General features: G+C 37.2%; 23 protein-coding genes and 1 pseudogene. 19 read left to right on the top strand and 5 right to left on the bottom strand.

The window, feature by feature from the left end; genetic code table 11:
- Window positions 1–196 precede the first annotated feature (196 nt).
- Window positions 197–883: pseudogene (locus ABU914_RS04720) on the bottom strand (IS110 family transposase); the annotation flags it as partial.
- A 368-nt stretch (window positions 884–1,251) separates the two neighbouring features.
- Here ABU914_RS04720 and ABU914_RS04715 point away from each other — a divergent pair.
- Window positions 1,252–1,788 (top strand): hypothetical protein, encoded by a 537-nt coding sequence (locus tag ABU914_RS04715; protein ID WP_379668597.1) that lies wholly within the window; start codon window positions 1,252–1,254, stop codon window positions 1,786–1,788.
- A gap of 402 nt (window positions 1,789–2,190) precedes the next feature.
- Here ABU914_RS04715 and map read toward each other — a convergent pair whose 3' ends face one another.
- Window positions 2,191–2,943, bottom strand: coding sequence for a type I methionyl aminopeptidase (gene map / locus ABU914_RS04710; RefSeq protein WP_379668596.1), 753 nt, complete (start codon window positions 2,941–2,943; stop codon window positions 2,191–2,193).
- 143 nt (window positions 2,944–3,086) lie between these two features.
- Here map and ABU914_RS04705 point away from each other — a divergent pair, with 143 nt between their 5' ends.
- The 14 genes from ABU914_RS04705 (at window position 3,087) to ABU914_RS04640 (ending at window position 11,072) form a co-directional block, all read left to right on the top strand.
- The gene (locus ABU914_RS04705; RefSeq protein WP_379668595.1) at window positions 3,087–3,671 is read left to right on the top strand and encodes a GNAT family N-acetyltransferase; all 585 of its coding nucleotides are present in this window, start codon (window positions 3,087–3,089) and stop codon (window positions 3,669–3,671) included.
- Window positions 3,672–3,687: 16 nt separating this feature from the next.
- Window positions 3,688–4,011 carry a DUF2680 domain-containing protein gene (locus ABU914_RS04700; RefSeq protein WP_379668594.1) on the top strand — a complete coding sequence of 108 codons (324 nt, stop codon included), beginning with the start codon at window positions 3,688–3,690 and terminating at the stop codon, window positions 4,009–4,011.
- Between the two features lie 107 nt (window positions 4,012–4,118).
- Window positions 4,119–4,295 carry a spore gernimation protein GerPD gene (locus tag ABU914_RS04695; RefSeq protein ID WP_379668593.1) on the top strand — a complete coding sequence of 59 codons (177 nt, stop codon included), beginning with the start codon at window positions 4,119–4,121 and terminating at the stop codon, window positions 4,293–4,295.
- 10 nt (window positions 4,296–4,305) lie between these two features.
- Window positions 4,306–4,662: a spore germination protein GerPE gene (locus ABU914_RS04690; protein ID WP_379668592.1), complete on the top strand. Its 357-nt coding sequence runs from the start codon at window positions 4,306–4,308 to the stop codon at window positions 4,660–4,662.
- 82 nt (window positions 4,663–4,744) lie between these two features.
- A complete protein-coding gene (locus ABU914_RS04685; RefSeq protein ID WP_379668591.1) occupies window positions 4,745–4,966 on the top strand; it encodes a spore germination protein in 222 nt (73 codons plus the stop codon).
- 27 nt (window positions 4,967–4,993) lie between these two features.
- Window positions 4,994–5,179, top strand: coding sequence for a spore germination protein (locus ABU914_RS04680; RefSeq protein WP_379668590.1), 186 nt, complete (start codon window positions 4,994–4,996; stop codon window positions 5,177–5,179).
- A 64-nt stretch (window positions 5,180–5,243) separates the two neighbouring features.
- A complete protein-coding gene (gene gerPC / locus ABU914_RS04675) occupies window positions 5,244–5,831 on the top strand; it encodes a spore germination protein GerPC (protein ID WP_379668589.1) in 588 nt (195 codons plus the stop codon).
- 23 nt (window positions 5,832–5,854) lie between these two features.
- Window positions 5,855–6,061 carry a spore germination protein GerPB gene (locus tag ABU914_RS04670; RefSeq protein WP_379668588.1) on the top strand — a complete coding sequence of 69 codons (207 nt, stop codon included), beginning with the start codon at window positions 5,855–5,857 and terminating at the stop codon, window positions 6,059–6,061.
- 60 nt (window positions 6,062–6,121) lie between these two features.
- On the top strand, window positions 6,122–6,865 hold the full coding sequence (locus tag ABU914_RS04665; RefSeq protein ID WP_379668587.1) for a hypothetical protein: 744 nt from the start codon (window positions 6,122–6,124) through the stop codon (window positions 6,863–6,865).
- Window positions 6,866–7,195: 330 nt separating this feature from the next.
- A complete protein-coding gene (locus ABU914_RS04660) occupies window positions 7,196–8,593 on the top strand; it encodes an immunoglobulin-like domain-containing protein (RefSeq protein WP_379668586.1) in 1,398 nt (465 codons plus the stop codon).
- 150 nt (window positions 8,594–8,743) lie between these two features.
- Window positions 8,744–9,073, top strand: coding sequence for a hydrolase (locus ABU914_RS04655; RefSeq protein WP_379668585.1), 330 nt, complete (start codon window positions 8,744–8,746; stop codon window positions 9,071–9,073).
- 15 nt (window positions 9,074–9,088) lie between these two features.
- On the top strand, window positions 9,089–9,289 hold the full coding sequence (locus ABU914_RS04650) for a hypothetical protein (RefSeq protein WP_379668584.1): 201 nt from the start codon (window positions 9,089–9,091) through the stop codon (window positions 9,287–9,289).
- A gap of 153 nt (window positions 9,290–9,442) precedes the next feature.
- Complete coding sequence (locus ABU914_RS04645) at window positions 9,443–10,606, top strand: acyl-CoA dehydrogenase family protein (RefSeq protein WP_379668583.1); 1,164 nt, start codon at window positions 9,443–9,445, stop codon at window positions 10,604–10,606.
- 205 nt (window positions 10,607–10,811) lie between these two features.
- Entirely contained in the window at window positions 10,812–11,072 is a 261-nt protein-coding gene (locus tag ABU914_RS04640) for an alpha/beta hydrolase fold domain-containing protein (protein WP_379668582.1), read from the top strand.
- A 462-nt stretch (window positions 11,073–11,534) separates the two neighbouring features.
- Here the strand turns inward: ABU914_RS04640 and ABU914_RS04635 are convergent, their stop codons facing one another.
- A complete protein-coding gene (locus tag ABU914_RS04635; protein WP_379668581.1) occupies window positions 11,535–12,026 on the bottom strand; it encodes a YajQ family cyclic di-GMP-binding protein in 492 nt (163 codons plus the stop codon).
- Between the two features lie 143 nt (window positions 12,027–12,169).
- Window positions 12,170–13,552 (bottom strand): MFS transporter, encoded by a 1,383-nt coding sequence (locus ABU914_RS04630; RefSeq protein ID WP_379668580.1) that lies wholly within the window; start codon window positions 13,550–13,552, stop codon window positions 12,170–12,172.
- A 441-nt stretch (window positions 13,553–13,993) separates the two neighbouring features.
- Between ABU914_RS04630 and ABU914_RS04625 the strand changes: the two genes are divergently transcribed.
- The 4 genes from ABU914_RS04625 to ABU914_RS04610 all read left to right on the top strand — a co-directional run bounded on the left by ABU914_RS04625 (window position 13,994) and on the right by ABU914_RS04610 (window position 15,842).
- Entirely contained in the window at window positions 13,994–14,215 is a 222-nt protein-coding gene (locus tag ABU914_RS04625) for a DUF1659 domain-containing protein (protein WP_379668579.1), read from the top strand.
- 46 nt (window positions 14,216–14,261) lie between these two features.
- Window positions 14,262–14,480 (top strand): DUF2922 domain-containing protein, encoded by a 219-nt coding sequence (locus ABU914_RS04620; protein ID WP_379668578.1) that lies wholly within the window; start codon window positions 14,262–14,264, stop codon window positions 14,478–14,480.
- 50 nt (window positions 14,481–14,530) lie between these two features.
- Window positions 14,531–14,695 (top strand): YvrJ family protein, encoded by a 165-nt coding sequence (locus tag ABU914_RS04615; protein ID WP_379668577.1) that lies wholly within the window; start codon window positions 14,531–14,533, stop codon window positions 14,693–14,695.
- Window positions 14,696–14,849: 154 nt separating this feature from the next.
- Window positions 14,850–15,842 carry a zinc-binding dehydrogenase gene (locus tag ABU914_RS04610; RefSeq protein WP_379668576.1) on the top strand — a complete coding sequence of 331 codons (993 nt, stop codon included), beginning with the start codon at window positions 14,850–14,852 and terminating at the stop codon, window positions 15,840–15,842.
- Window positions 15,843–16,162: 320 nt separating this feature from the next.
- On the opposite strand, the gene ABU914_RS04605 is transcribed toward ABU914_RS04610, so the two are convergent.
- Window positions 16,163–16,396, bottom strand: a complete 234-nt coding sequence (locus ABU914_RS04605; protein ID WP_379668575.1) for a hypothetical protein — start codon at window positions 16,394–16,396, stop codon at window positions 16,163–16,165.

Genomic DNA, 16,396 nt, shown 5'->3' with positions numbered 1-16,396 from the left:
ATGGAATCCGACAATTCCGAGGATACCCTACCTATTTTTTATTGAAAAGACCTTTACACAAAATATTTTACGTCATCGATTATCAAGGTACATTTATTTTAAAAAAGCAACATTAAACTAAGACTAGCAATTATATGTAAATTACTGGAAGTTAACAAAAGGATTTAGAAGTGATTTTCACTTCATATATTTACAACTTTTTGAATCGATTTGGCACATACTTTGGGTCAGGAAATCTATTTTTACCTTTAGCTTTCAGGTAATTAGCTAAATCTTCTAAAGGCATATGAGATAATTCGTCTAAACTATAGTTTTCAAGAAAAAGATCCATCATCGCTTTACCGAATACAGACGACTCAATTTCTTCTGTAAACGTATTACACTTATAATTTAAATATTGGAGGAACCGTTGTTTTTTTTGAGTATTTGCCGAATAATTTGGTACCGTGCCCGTGTTAATTTTTGAAGGGCAACATACTGCTCTTCCTTCACAACAGACATCGGTAATCGGCCAAACCGAAGATAATCTGCAATGACGAATGCATCAATCTCGTCGGTTTTATCCATATCGCTATAGCTCTTTTTGAAATTGGCGATCTGCTTGGGATTCATGACCAAAACTTGTCCATAAAGAGCACGAATGGACTCGTCATTGTGTAAAAACATCGATGGATGAAAACTGCAGACACTCGTTGACTCAAGACCGATACGTAACACACTTACAGACTTATTTTTGGTCGCATTCAGAATCTCATCTCTTAACTCCATAGCACTTGGTAAGTCATTCGTCACTGTGAAGGATTGTAATTCATCCCCTTCACCGTTTAAAAAAACAAACCTTGATCTCATAAGAGCTAACATCTAAACCAACAAATAATTTTATGGGATTAACACTCTCCTTTCGATTTAGAATCATGGACGCTCTGAAATATTCCTAGTGTGAACGTCGATGAGCAGCCTCGTGTATGAGTACTCACCTTGCATCGAAAGCCGCCCTAGAGCTACTACATTTAGGTTCGAACATCAAGGGGTACAGCCTGCGTGTATGAAGATCGAATCGCACACTCGGAAACAGTCTAATTTAAGCAGTTAAACCCGCAAGGAGAATAAGAATTGTTCTAAATGATCCTAAGATCATTATCTAGGAACATCACAGAGCGTCCAAGGAAATTGACATAAACTCAGGTAAATAAGTAAGGAGGAATAGGCGAAAATAATGAAGCCTAAACATAATATACGAGGAGAATGTTTATGAAAAAAACATTATTAATAGGATTGCTATGTTTTCTCACTTTTTTCCTTATAAGTTGTCAATCGAAAACAGATGAAAACGAAACAGAAATTCCTGTAACGCACGAAAATTTGACAATCGAGCAATTGGCAGAACAATCAACGCTTTCGGTAAAACTTCCAGAAAAATTACCATTTGATCCAGTTGACGTAATGATTACTCTTGATGATTATAAGGAATTATATGAGGAAGGAGAACAGATTGAAGATATACAAGTCAGATACATTAAAACATATCGTGAAGGTCGATATATTGATGTGATAGTATCAAATCTTGAGCAGACGAATGAAACAGGTGAGACTGTCATGTTAGACAATGGAACAGAGGCGATTTATGCAGAAGATGAAATCGGGCAAATGTTATTTTGGACTGAAGACACTGTCAATTATCGCCTCGTTTATTATACGAGCAACAAAGTAAATGAAGGACAAGAACCATTACCTTTAGATGAATTTATTGCGATCGCAAATTCTTTTAAACCGATTTCAAATTCATAAATGAGATTTTCACATTAAAAGGTAAAAGAAGATTATTTTGGCTGTCTCGATGGAGCGTTGTTTTTCAAAATCCCGTTTGCTCTTTATTCCTTGGTTGGACTTGGATTTAGACCTGATAGTGGTCCAATTAAAAAAATTCTTATTACTGAGTAGATATTAAAACGATAAAAAACACCGTACTAGCTCTTTCGATTGAACGGCTAGAAATGATATACGCATTACGGTATGGTGATTGTTTTACAGTTCGTTTCATTGCTATGCTCTGAAAAAGATTGATTTGGAACAGAATTTAGCAGACGAATATTAAAGTAGAGAGAGGACAATAGAACTCTTCTGCATAGCCTTAGGATAGATGTGGGCACTGAGATGCCTTGAACAGATATGCACATCTATCCTTTTTCTTTACTCATCTTGATTTGTTAATATTAACGGTCCGTCTTTCGTAATTGCAACCGTATGCTCATACTGAGCGGAAACCTTCCCATCGACAGTTCGGGCTGTCCAACCGTTATTATCCATTTGACTAAAGTACGTACCAAGATTCAACATCGGTTCAATCGTAATCACCATACCTTCTTTGAGGCGAAGTCCTTTACCGGCCTTTCCGAAATGGGGGATGAGTGGTTCTTCATGGATCGACGGACCAATCCCATGCCCTGTAAAGTCACGTACGACAGAGACTCCTTCACTTTCTGCATACGTCTGAATGGCATGACCGATATCACCGACTCGGTTTCCGACGACAGCGTGTTCAATCCCAATATAAAGGGCCTTTTTAGTAACGGAGAGCAGATGCTCAATTTCTTTCGTTATTTCTCCAACAGCGTAAGTCCAAGCAGAATCCGCTAATGCACCATTTAAATTTACGACCATATCAATCGTAACGATATCACCACTTTTTAAAGGTTGTTTACGTGGAAAACCATGGCAAATTTCATCATTAATGGATGCGCATGTTGCATATTGATACCCTCTATAGCCTTTTTGTTCAGGCGTTGCTCCGTTTTTTTTCAAAAACCGTTCGACAAAAGTATCAATTTCCATCGTGGTCACACCAGGCTTAATCATGTTTGCAATTTGTTTATGACATTCAGCAAGTAGCTTTCCTGCTTCTTTCATTTGTTTAATTTCTCGTGTTGATTTTAGATGAATCATGTTGTATCTCCCTAACTCTCTATATTTTCACAGTGTTGTGTCTTTTAACAGTATGTCGCATCTTCTTTACTTGTGCAAGTGATCGTCAATCGCCTACCCTGTTAACCGTTCGTGTTCATATAGTACATCGGAGGGGTGTTTATATGAATAGGCAAGTACAAATACCGATGTTACAAACAGAACGATTATGGCTCCGCCAATTGCATCCAGGAGATGTTGATGATATTTATTTGTTATTTTCAAACCCAAATGTAATGAAATATGATGGCGGCTTTGTTTTGCGAGACAAGAAACAAGCTGACGAATATATTTACACGATTGGCAACTCTTTGGTTTATGAAAATAAAGTGGGTATTACATGGGCATTTATTGAAAGGAAAACAGGAGATTTCGTTGGAACAGGTGGAATAAAAAATTGGTATGGAAGACAACACGCTGAAGTAGGTCTTGTTATTGCTGAACAATACTGGAACCGAAAGTTTGGTCGTGAAGCTCTTCAAAAAATCGTTCAATTTGCTTTTGAGAAGTTAAAGCTTACTTACGTTTATGCAGCAACTCTGCCAGAAAATAAACAAGCGATACGATTAGTTGAGCGATTAGGGTTTCGATTTCAAGGTTGGAATCATCATTATTGGCTTGCGAATCAATATGTTCAAGCAATGGTATTTATACAGGAAAATCCATTGTATAAAAAAATCGAGGAGAGGAATGATATCGGTAAAAAGTGAAAGGAAAGGTAGCATTATGCGAAAAGCACGTCAAGTATTAATTATCGTTCCTCTCATCTTTACAATGTTATACCAAGCAACACCGATAGAAGCGAAAGATAAGCATCATCTGAAAAATTATAAGTGTGTGGAAAATGTAACATTGACGAAAAAGCAAAAGAAGAAGCTCGATAAACTATTCGATGAACTTTACGAGCATAAAAAGGAGATCTTTGAAACGGTCGAAGATTATGGAATGATATCAGAAGAGCAAAAAGATAAGCATATCGAGTTAATTGAAGAACATACAGAGAAAATGAAAAAAACTAAAGATAAATGGTGCCAAGATAAAACGAAATAAATAGCAGTTGAATTGAAAAACACGTTCATAGGTTGACGTGTTTTTCATATTTGAAGCACAAGTAGGCAGTTGCCTGCATAAAATAGTCATAAAGTGAGGGGATTCAGATGAGATATTATGTTGTAAATCGAGGGCTAGCGGTCGGTAACATTAGAATTTTAGGAGTAGCGAGTTCCTCACTCGTTCTAATTGGTGATGCAGACATGATTACATTAGGTTCTGTTTTTGATACACCACCAGAATCATATATTGTTGGAGCACAGGTTGCATTTACGAATCGATAGGGTGTGAAGAATGACAAAACGTACATCGACTGTATTAACAGTAAAAGTAAACGAAGTACAAAGTTCATCTGTTTTTCAAATTGGCGATTCATTCGCCTATACACCGAAATCAAGGGGATACGCAGTTAGTCAGCTTTCTCCCTATTTTATCGACGAACCATTTGTTTTTAATGCACCTATTTTTTACGAACCTATTCCGCAGCCAGTCGTAAGCCACCCAATAATTATAGATACATTTCATGATTCTTCCTTTATTCATGTCGGTCATGTAAAAATTAATTCTTTAGGAAATTCATCTGTTTTTCAAATTGGTTCAAGCAATTATATTCATGCTGAAGCGAGAATTAAGCATGTGCGCCGTAAATGAACATTATCTGACTATAAAACTAGAACAACAATAACAGACAAGACATACGATAGTTTAGTGATGAAAGTAAAGGGTGTGACAAATGCCATCAATTGTCGGACCAGTCAAAATTGTTGAAGTTGGAGGAAGTTCTGTCGTTAATTTTGGAGACTCTTTTTATAATTCGCCAAAGGCGACATCGAAAACTTACGCCGGTTCAGGTTCTTTTAATACAGGGGACTTCTTAAATACAACGAGCGGGGTAAGTGCGACAAATACGACGGATCCAGATGTACTTGATACCGGTCAGACTGGAACAACGTAAAGAAAACGAAAAGGGTGATGAAAGAAATTGCCAGCAATCGTCGGTTTCGTAAAAATAAATGCGATTTCATTATCAGGAATGTTTCAAGTAGGAGATGTGTTTTGGACGTCACCGGAAAGTGAAGCTAGTGTATTTGCCGGGGCGGGATCTTACAATGTTGGTGATGGATTACGTACGAAGACAAAAACACATATCAATTTTGTCGCGGACTAGCTAAATAAATTTTTAGTTGTCTATTTGCCCTCCCAAGCATAAGTATTAGGGGGAGGTTGATAATATGTATCCGTTTGATCCGTATGTCATTCAGAAAATTTACAAACAGTTGCAATTCATTCAACGCAACCTAGAAAATTTAAATGAGCGTTTAACAGACCTTGAAGTAGAATTGAATGACATACGTAATGAAAAGCAAATGTATATTGATCGAATCGAATATAAATTTGATCAATTAAAAGTTGAGCGGCTAGAGGGAACGTTAAATATTGGATTAACTCCTCAAGATCGTGAGGCGATTGAACAATATGTTGTTGGAGGAAATGAAGATAAAGATGTAAATGAAGTGAATCAAGAATTATTTAGCCGCGTTCAACAACAAATATTCGCATATTTACAAGATGATGTTTTCGAAAATGTGAAAGAAGTAGAAGAAAAATATAATTATCGGTTAGACGATCCGTATCGAAGGTTTATTATCGAAGATATAAAACGTCAAATTGACAAACGTATCACGATGTACATTAACAATCTTGAGAGAAAAGATCCTAAACATCCGGAAAAAGAAAAAGTCGTTATTGAAAAAGTTCGTAACGATATACATAAAGCGATTGAGGAATTTATTAAACATTTGCCTAAACAAGAAGGATAAGTAAACGAATAGGGTGAGCGCCCATGAATTTATTTGTTAATCAAAAGATTATTATTTATGAATTGCGGGTACAAGGAATTACAAACTCGTCCGTTCTGCAAGTTGGGAGTTCAGGTATGATTAAACCGTTATCAAATTTATATAATACTGGTGGTTTTGTTGAGCCCGGTGTACAATTATCAGAGCTTACTCCCGATGTAGAAGTTCAATTACCACCACCATCTGAATAAATGTGAGCGAATGAATGTAGTAAAATAAAAGAAAACAATCTCAAGGCGAGGGGGAAAGAAATGAATGGCAAAAAGATCAATCGAAATGAAATGTTAATTTGGATTATCGTGAGTCTTTTTACAATCTTGCTTTTATGGAAAATTGCTGTGACTCCTTTTAAAATTGATTTTTCAGTTCTTATTACTTTTTTACTTGCATTATTTTCTATTAGCATGTCGCTTTTTTATTATTTGAAAATAAATGTGCTCTTAAATGAAGTTAGAGAACTCCTTCAATCAAAAGTAGACAAGCACCATATACAAGAGGTTTATAAAGAGGAAAAATCAAAAAAACGAGTACAATCTGAGGAACTTGATCCAACGATCCAAATCGAGTTTGAGGAAAGAACATTAAAACTAAAAGAAGAAGAACGTGAAGAATTGCTTGAACGTTTAATTCAACGTGCAGGCCTAGACGAAGAGGAGAAAAAGGTGTATATTTCTCAGCTTGAAAAAGTTGATAACGACCTATTCAATATCCGCTCAAACTTAAATCATTTAAGAAAGAAGATTAATCAATCGTTTTCCGAAATGTTTGTATTAGAAAAAACAAAATTAGTGAGAGAGATTATAGACCAACTTGGGCCTAAGTTGGTTAATGAAGGATCATTCGTTGAAATAAATGAACGTTTTAAAATGTTAAGTAGCAATTTACCAAAAGCAACGGTAGATTTTTTAGAAGAAAATGCACATATCGACAATGATGGAAGTTTAACTCGTAAAGGATATCGAGAGTTTACGAAAGTTGCAAAAAAAATGTTGTAAATGATGTTATAAGACTGTTTAAAAAAGTTGAAAATATGAATTTTTGAACAGTTTATACTATAGCGCTACTCTTTGAAAAAAACCCGACAAATGTAGAGGTTCTTTTTACATAACCCTAACATTGACGGGTTTTTAAAATGGGAATAAATCTTTAACATAGTATTTAAGGTCTACTCAAGTAGACAAAACTAAAAAGGAAAAACGGGGTGATTAAAAAATTCCGAATATTTTAAATAAAACGTCGATAAAGGTGTTCTTTTTCTATGTTTGGATTAGGACACACAGTTATCACAGTTGAAGGAAGCGATAAAATTGGAGGGGACAACCAAAATGACAAAATTATTTAAAAAGGTAGCTTTTGCGTTACTTGCTATCCCAATGATTTTTGTTTTCTTATTTAATTCAAATGAAGCAAGTGCTGCAGAACAATCTGGACAAGTTATGATTGATTATCACTGTGATGCATTAATTCCATTTGATATGGAATTAACTCTTAATTTCAAAGCACCTCAATCTGTCAAGTCTGGTGAAGAGTTTTATATTCAAACGCAAACGTCTTCAGCACCAGATCCTGGCTTAGCCGATTTATTACGTTTATTAGGTGCGATCTATGTTGAAGGAGAATCTCTTTTTACCCCGAATGTTGTAAATGGAACGTTTACCCCAACGGATTTAGATTTAGATGATAGACAATGGACACCTATTAATCGGACAGATATTCCTGCTGAAGGTGGATTTACAACAACTGTTCCTGCTGATGGTCCAGGTGAGTTAGGTCCTTTTGTAGCTGAAGCCGAAAATGATGAAATTAAAATTTATGCGAACCAAATTAACACAAAATTGTTTGTTTATAACTCTGAAGATTCCGATGCAGAGCCATTGTTAGAATCTGTCTCGGAATGTCATCCTTTAGAGGGACAAGATTTGCATTTCGTATCCATTACGATTGATGATGAAGCTCCAGTCATCACGATAAACGGTAATAACCCAATGGAAGTTAAGCAAGGCGATCCGTATGAGGAATTTAAAGCTACTGCTGAAGATAATGTTGATGGTAACCTTACAGACCAAATTGAAATTTCTGGTGAAGTTGATACGTCAACAGTAGGCACGTATACCGTTACCTATACTGTAAGTGACAGTGCTGGGAACGTAGCAACTGCGGAACGAACAGTAAATGTTGTTGAAGCATACGGATTTTGGTATACGGGTGAAGGTGAACCAAGCGATGAACTTGGAAATAATGGAGATTCTTACCTTGACCTTATTACAGGTGATCTATATAAACGAGATTCGAATTCTTGGAATAAAATTGGAAATTTGAAAGGTGCAGATGGTGCACCAGGAGAACCTGGAACAAAGTGGTATACGGGCGATGGTAAACCAAATACTACGCTCGGCAACATCGGTGATTTATATTTAAATAACGAAAATGGTGACGTCTATGAGAAAACTGCTGATGGATGGAAAAAAATCGCGAATTTAGAAGGACCGACGGGACCAGCGGGACCTCCTGGAGACAGTGGTTCTAAAGGAGACAGTAATCATAATCAAAATAACGGCGATAGTGTAAATAAAAAAGGAGATCATAACAACAATGGTAAGAAAGGTGCGGGTGGAAAACTTCCTAAAACAGCAACACACCTTCCAACTTTGCTTCTTTTCGGTGCACTTCTCACAACAGTTGGTGGTATCTTATTCTTAAGACGTCGAAAAGCAATTGAATAAATCTTAAAGGTTGAAAGCACACGTCATAGCGTGTGCTTTCTTCTGTTTAAATAGATGAAGGAATTGCTATGTCATCGTTTTGTTTAAAAGCTAGCATAACTTTTCATTAGCTTGGGGAATGCTAAATGTTGAACGAGGGAGTGAATGATAATGAAAAAGAAAAAATATTACGTCGGAGTTGCTTCAGGGCAAATTACTCAACAACCAGAAACGACACAATGGGAATATGAAATAGAAGCTTCAGATGAAGAAATTACACGTCTCCGTGATTTGTTTGACAGAGCGAATCGACAAAACTTCGATGTTGCTTATGTAGCGTTACATCCAATAGAAGGCCCAAAAGAAGAACATGATTTAAAAAATTACGATCATACATTGCAGGAAATTTATCGCATGATTTATGAGTTAGGAAACGAAGAAGCGAAACAGCATATCGATCAAAATCATGTCATCCAAGAATTAGGAAAAGATTATATGTGATAGGTGGTTGAAATTATGTATCCGATTTTAATTACACTAGTCATTGGTCTCTTACTTTTTGGTTTAATTTTTTCATTATTTAAAGCAAGTCGCCAAGCACAAGTTTCAAAAAGCGAACAATCCGGAAATGCAATTGGTAAAGTATTTTGGATCTATGTATTTTGGGCTTTACTTGCATTTGGTGGAGCGTTATTGTATGGAATTTATAGATTATAACAGAATTTTTTGGATGTTTTTCACATTGACAAGCCAAAAAAATCCCTATATAATTTATTTTGAAAATTCAAAGTGACGACCTTTCGTCCAAAAACATACTGACCGGTAAGTAGAGCATCGAAATACTTACCAAAACAAAGGGGGAAAAGAACCATGGATTTACGTTTAACTGATGAGCAGCGGATGGTCCAAAAGACAATACGTCAATTCGTAGAAAAGGAACTCATGCCATTAGAAAATGAAGTGTTAAGAAATGATATTGAAGGGAAGCCAAGTCTTCCTCCAGAAAAGCTAAAAGAACTTCAATTAAAGGCGAAAGAGGCTGGTTTCTGGGGAATTAATACGCCTGCTGAATATGGCGGAGCTGACTTAGGCCAAGTAATGATGGCTCTCGTACTTATGGAAACTGCGAAAACGTTCGTACCTTTCCAATTCGGTGGAACAGCAGATAATATTCTTTATTATGCAAATGAAGAGCAAAAAGAAAAATACTTAATCCCAACAATTAACGGTGAGAAGAAATCTTGTTTTGCGATGACTGAGCCAGGCGCTGGTTCTGACACTCGCAATATTAAAATGACAGCAGTAAGAGACGGTGACGAGTGGATTCTTAACGGTGAGAAAACGTTTATTACTGGTGGTAATGAAGCAGACTTTGTTATGGTGATTGCTGTAACCGATAAAGAACTCGGTCCTAAAGGAGTGACTTGCTTCCTCGTTGACCGTGATATGGGATGGACTTCAGAGTATATTCATACGATGGGTGACTGGGGCCCTGCATCACTATTCTTTGATAATGTTCGTGTCCCACATGAGAACATTCTTGGTGAAGTAAACGGTGGATATAAACTTGGTCTTGAGTGGATCGGTAATGCCCGTTGGATTGTAGGTGCTCGTGCTGTTGGTATGGCTGAGCGTGCGCTTCAAATGGCAATTGACTATTCAAAAGAGCGGGAAACTTTTGGAAAGCCAATTGCTGATCGTCAAGCAATCCAATGGATGATTGCAGACTCGGCTGTAGAAATTGAGGCGGCAAAATGGCTTGTGTTAAACGCAGCTCACACACTTGATCGCGGAGAAGATAACCGTCATCTTGCTTCAATGGCTAAGCTTTATGGTGCAAACATGGGTAACCGTGTCATTGACCGCGTCCTTCAAATTCATGGAGGTATGGGGTACACGAAAGAATTCCCATTCGAAAAATGGTATCGTGAAGCACGCCTCTGGAGAATTTATGATGGGACTGACGAAATTCAGCGCATGATTATTTCACGTAACCTTCTAAAAGGTAACGTTAAAATAGGGGATTTTATTTAAATTTTATATTAAAGATATCAGGACGCATGCGAATGCGTCCTCTTCCAATTTTAAGAACATCTGAGGGGGCTAATATGACATATGATCAGTTAGTTCCTGTCAGCTGGGCGTGCGGCATACAGCGCAATGCGTTCATTGAGTTATCTCGAGGAAGTTGGACCGTCGAAGAACGCCAAATTCCGGGTCCGCATGAGGACATTCTGACTTGAATAAGGATGAGAAGCTGACGATGCTCGTGTTTTATCATGTTGGTGGCTGGGGCATTGGAAATCTAGATATTCTCACGATAACGTTTGTCGTACACTTCCGAATGGAGTTGGAATGCATCGTTGTTTCCGCTGATTATCGCCTTACGCTGGAACGTAGGTTCCCGTTTGCTGTTGAAGATGCTTTGGAAGCATTTGAATGGGTTACCAAAAATGTGGAAGCGCTTGGCGGAAACGATGAGAACTGTCGGTGGAGATAGTGCGGGAGGTAATCTAGCGGCTGAATTGCATAAAAACGAGCACCTCACATTGTTTTTCAACTGCTTATCTATCCTTTAACTGGAGTCGGTCCGACTACATCTTATGAAGAAAATGGCGAAGGATATTTTTTAACGAAAGATTTAATGGCATAGTTTGGAAAACATTATTTAAAAACTCCAGAGGATGCAAAGCATCTGTATCTCAGTCCGTATTTGTACAAAGAGACAAAAGGTTTACCACCAGCTTTTAATCATGACTGCAGAATACGATCCGCTTCACGACGATGGAAAAGCGTATATTGATAAGTTAACGGTAGCGTGAGTAGACGTTGAATATGTTAATTATGCTAGTAATGATTCACGGATTTATGACAATGAGACATTTCATCGATTAAGATGCAACAGATGCTTTTAAAAAAGCTTTTGACTCGTGAAAAGCTCGCTGATTGAGCGAGGTTTTCGCTAACGGTAATTAATAAATTGAACGTCAATAGGTAAGTCAACCTCACGAACAATTGCGATGACTTTTTGTAAATCATCTTTGCTTCTTCCAGTGACACGAAGCTGGTCGTCTTGGATTTGTGTTTTTACTTTTAACTTTGTGTCTTTAATCATTTTATTTAACTTTTTAGCATTTTCTTTATCAATACCTTGGACGATTTTTGCTCGTTGTCTCACTGTTCCACCTGAAGCGGGTTCGACTTTACTATATTCCAAGTTTTTAATCGGTACGTTGCGACGTATTAGTTTGCTAAGTAGAACATCTTTTAGTTGTTTTAATTTAAATTCATCATCAGAAACGATGATAATTTTATCGTCTTCAAGAGTAAGATTGCTTTTACTTCCTCTAAAATCATATCGATTTGCGATTTCTTTTTCGGCTATATGTATCGCATTCGTTACTTCTGTTAAGTCTACTTTTGATACAATGTCGAACGAACTTTCCTTTGCCATCATATGACCTCCTTTCATAGTGTATTAAGTGTAACAAACTATCGATTACATAAAAAGGCTTCGGAACTATTTCCAAGGAAATGATTGGAGCAAATTATAAAGTTATAAATAGGACACCTCCTATTAAGGAGGCATCGAATGTTTTATTTTATTCCATTTTTTCGTCTTTGTAGCTCAGCTATGATTTCAGGATACATTTTTTCTACTTTAAAGAAAAAGAGTAACGTGACTAAAGATAGACCAAACACGATAGGAAGATGGATATTAATATATTTAATCATAGTAATAGCTAATTCATTTTGTTCTGATGCTTGCCCGACATATCCTCCATAGCTTAATAGCCACCCAATAATTGCTAAGCCTAATCCTGTACCAACTTTTCCTCCGAAACTAGCTCCGCTATTTAACAATCCTTCAGTTCGGACACCTGTCTTATATTCACCATATTCAACTGTGTCGTTAAGCATTGCTACCATAAGCCCGAGACTTGGCATTGCTCCTAAACCTGCTAGTGAAGATCCAATTAGAAATGTTGGTAAATCATACATGTCTATCATTTTAATGCATTGACCAATAAGTGCAACAAACCATCCAAAGATCATGACGTTTTTCTTTCCAAATCGTTTCACAAGAGGTCCCATAAAGAACAAACCTAGAACCATAGGACCAGTTAAAGCGAGGCCGATAAATGGAAATAAGTCTTCATTTCCTAATACCCAACGTGCATAATAAAGTCCTCCGCCTTGAACGAGGGAAAGAATAATATAAAATAATACAGAAACGATTGTGATTAAAAACCAATATTGGTTTTTTGCTAAAGCAAGTAAACCTCGTTTTAACGGGATATTATTTTCTTCTCCGAGCGGGGAAGTAATTCGTTCTTTTACGGTTCGAAATGTGATAAGCAAAGGAATAACAGTGACGATGGCATAGGCATTCGCTAACGTAGTCCAACCGAAGTTCGCGGCAACTGGTTGTGTTAATGTCATGACGATGAGCGTTCCAAACATAAACCAAATCGCCGAGTTCAGATTGCTTAACGAGCGACTATGTTGTTCTTGCGTCATTAGCGCTAAAAGTGTTTTATAAGGAATGGCAACCATCGTATATAACAAGATAAAAGCTAAATATGTAACATAAGCGTACATAAGCTTACCTGAATTACTAATATCAGGAACAGTAAATAATGACAAAATGGCTAACCCAAGGGGTAGTGACATCCATAAAATCCATGGACGGGCTTTCCCGTATTTTGTTTTTGTTTTGTCCACGACCGTACCCATTCCTAAATCAGTAATACCATCAAAAAGTCTAGCAATGAGCATGAGTGTTCCAACTGCGCCTGCAGTAATCCCTGCAGAATCGGTGTAATAGTACGTTAAGAAGGAACTCGTTAAAGTAAAAGATGAATTAAGTCCTAAACTACCCACTCCGTAGCCCCATATTTCTTTTTTTGATGGTTTTTCAAGTTCATGTCTTGCTTTTTCTTGAGTGTGTTTTGGTACTTTTACTACCGACACTTTCATCTCCCCCTTCGCTTCAAAATTTGAAAAAACAACAATGTAAGGGCTTACATTTTTTAGGAGGATTAGGAATCATTTAATTTTTTAAAATTTTCTAACCCTTTTTTAAATAGTATCACAAAGATAGATGAAATGACATTTATTTTTAAAAGAATAAAAGGAATCCAACATTGAGCTTGATAGGAAGAATAAAGCTCAATGTTTGCATTTAAGATCGAGAGAATTCTTCTTCACAAATACGATTGTAAAAAATAAAACCGATATAAAGGAATTCGAATTGCATGATAGCAACCATACTATACCGCCTATCCCATTATCATAATACATCATAATGAATCAATGACTCCTAAAAAGTATTAACATTTAGGATACGATGAAATGTTTACATACTAGACCCTTTTTTCATCATTTAACCCTATATATACGGTGAAGGGAGGTGGGAAGATGGCAACTCAAGAAGTAAAAAGTTCTCAGCTTCGTCTCGTTTTAATCATCGGTTCAGATGATGATGGCAATCCTATTTTTCGCAACAAAATCTTTAACAACGTAAAGCCAATAGCAACAGCAGACAACTTATTTGCCATTGCTACGGCTTTTGCCACGCTACAAGAGCACAGCCTGTATGAAGTCGTTCGAAATGATTTGTCAACGTTAGCTGAAGAATAAGGACTTGTTTGAACATTGATCAATTAAGGAGAGGAGGAGTGTGAACATGGCGAAACAAATTGAAATGCAATTTCTGAATGAGGAAAATCGAACAGTAACGATTTCGCTTGAGGACCCCGTTGAACCTGTCAACCCTGAAGATGTTAATGCTGCGATGGATACAGTCCTTTCAGAAAATGCGTTTACGTCAAGCGGTGGAAACTTAGTAAGTAAAAAAGGGGCGCGCATCGTTGAACGTACAGTAACTGAAATTCAATTGGATTAACGTAAAGTAAAGGGGCGTAGATGCCCCTTTTTTACAAGGAGGATCGAAAGGTGGAAACTTGGCTCTCTCTTATCAGTGATGTTGGCTTTCCAGCTATCATTACATTATATTTGCTTCATCGTATCGAAAAGAAGCTTGATAAATTAAATGATAGCATTACAGAGTTGCCGCAAAAAATGAGAGAATTCGAATTGACACGGAAAAAACCTGGATAGTGGTAAGCCAGGTTTTTTCTATATGCTCATGTGACACCAAGTGATCATTATATATAAGCCGCTTCAGTTAAGAATGTTTTATAAAACGTAAGTTTTTTCTTAAAGAACTGAATATGCTTAAATAAGAGTAATATGAAGGATTGGAGGAGTACATATGAAAGCGGTCATACATAAAGGAATGAAAGGTCTTGCTGGTGTCCAAGTTGCTGATTTCGAAGAATCAACACCGTCAGTATTTGAAGTGAAGGTTCGTTTGAAAGTCGCCGGATTGAACCATCGTGACTTATTTATTCCATTTCGACATGGCGAACATGATCCACCCGTCATTCTCGGGTCAGATGGCGCAGGTGTCGTCGAGCAGATCGGGGAAGGTGTAACGAATGTACAAGTTGGTGATGAAGTCATCATTATTCCAAGTTTAGGTTGGGAAAAAAATAGTCCGGCACCACCAAAAGAATTTGAAATCGTCGGTTTTCCTGATCATGGAACATTTGCGGAGTCGATAGTTATTCCTGCCAAAAATGCCGTGAAAAAGCCAGAATCACTTAGATGGGAAGAAGCGGGCGTGTTGCCACTAGCGGCATTAACGGCGTATCGTGCGTTATTTACGAGAGGTAAACTTGAAGCTGGTCAGCATTTGCTTTTGCCAGGTATCGGAAGCGGCGTAGCTACATTTCTTTTGCTAATGGCGAAGGCAGCAGGTGCAAGTGTAACGGTGACGTCTCGAAGTGAGACCAAACGTAAGCGGGCATTAAAACTTGGTGCTGATGCTGCGATTGATTCGAATGGCGACTGGGATGACCAAATGAATGGGGAAAAAGCAGATATCGTTATTGACAGCGTCGGTCGTGCGACTTTTCATAAATCATTAAAACAAGTAAAGCTAGGCGGAACGATCGTCGTCTTCGGAGCGTCTGCTGGCGATGAAATAACTCTTGATCTTCGCTCCTTTTTTTACGGGCAATACAATCTATTAGGATCAACGATGGGAAGCAGTGAAGAATTTCTCGAAATGCTTGAATTTATTAATAAACATAAAATAAAACCAGTGATTGATAAAGTGTTTCTTCTTACGGATGCTCTTGATGCACTGCAACGTCTTGATGATGCAGATCAATTTGGCAAAATTGCTTTAAAAATTGAGTAAGTTATGAGCTCGTCTTTTTGAGGCGAGCTCTTTATAGTTATAAACATAATGAAAGCACTCGTTTTTTATTATTTTATTTTTAGAGCCATCTGGATTGATTTTAATCGATATCCTTCGAAATTTTCTTCAAACTCTTTAATCACTTTAAACCTTTTTTTATAAAATCTTTGACCAATTTGTTGTCTCGCTCAACGTTTACAACGATTTCGCGTATGCCTTTTTAACGCGTAAACCCTTCCTTTAACAGGGCAGTGCCTATCCCATTTCCTTGGTATGCATCGTCAACATAATCGCATATAATTCAGCACTTTTATCTTTTTTCACATGAGAAAAATTTGCAAATCCGACAATCGTCGATACGTTGCTAATGGCGACAAAAATAACGATTGAGTACGCCTTTTCTCAAGCATGATAGGATGATAAGCTCGATCTAGAAACTTATTTTTTACCGCAATAGGGATTATCCCTTTATATGTCGCATGCCAGCTTTTTATCACCAATGCTTGAACTTGTTTGCAATCTTGTTTAAGCATTTCACGAATCATCCAACTCAT

It is taken from the genome of Pueribacillus sp. YX66, from assembly GCF_041725775.1.
Taxonomy (GTDB): Bacteria; Bacillota; Bacilli; order Bacillales; family UBA6769; genus Pueribacillus.
The sequence above is the reverse complement of the archived record's forward strand: the minus strand, read 5'-3'. Positions and strand labels throughout refer to the sequence as shown.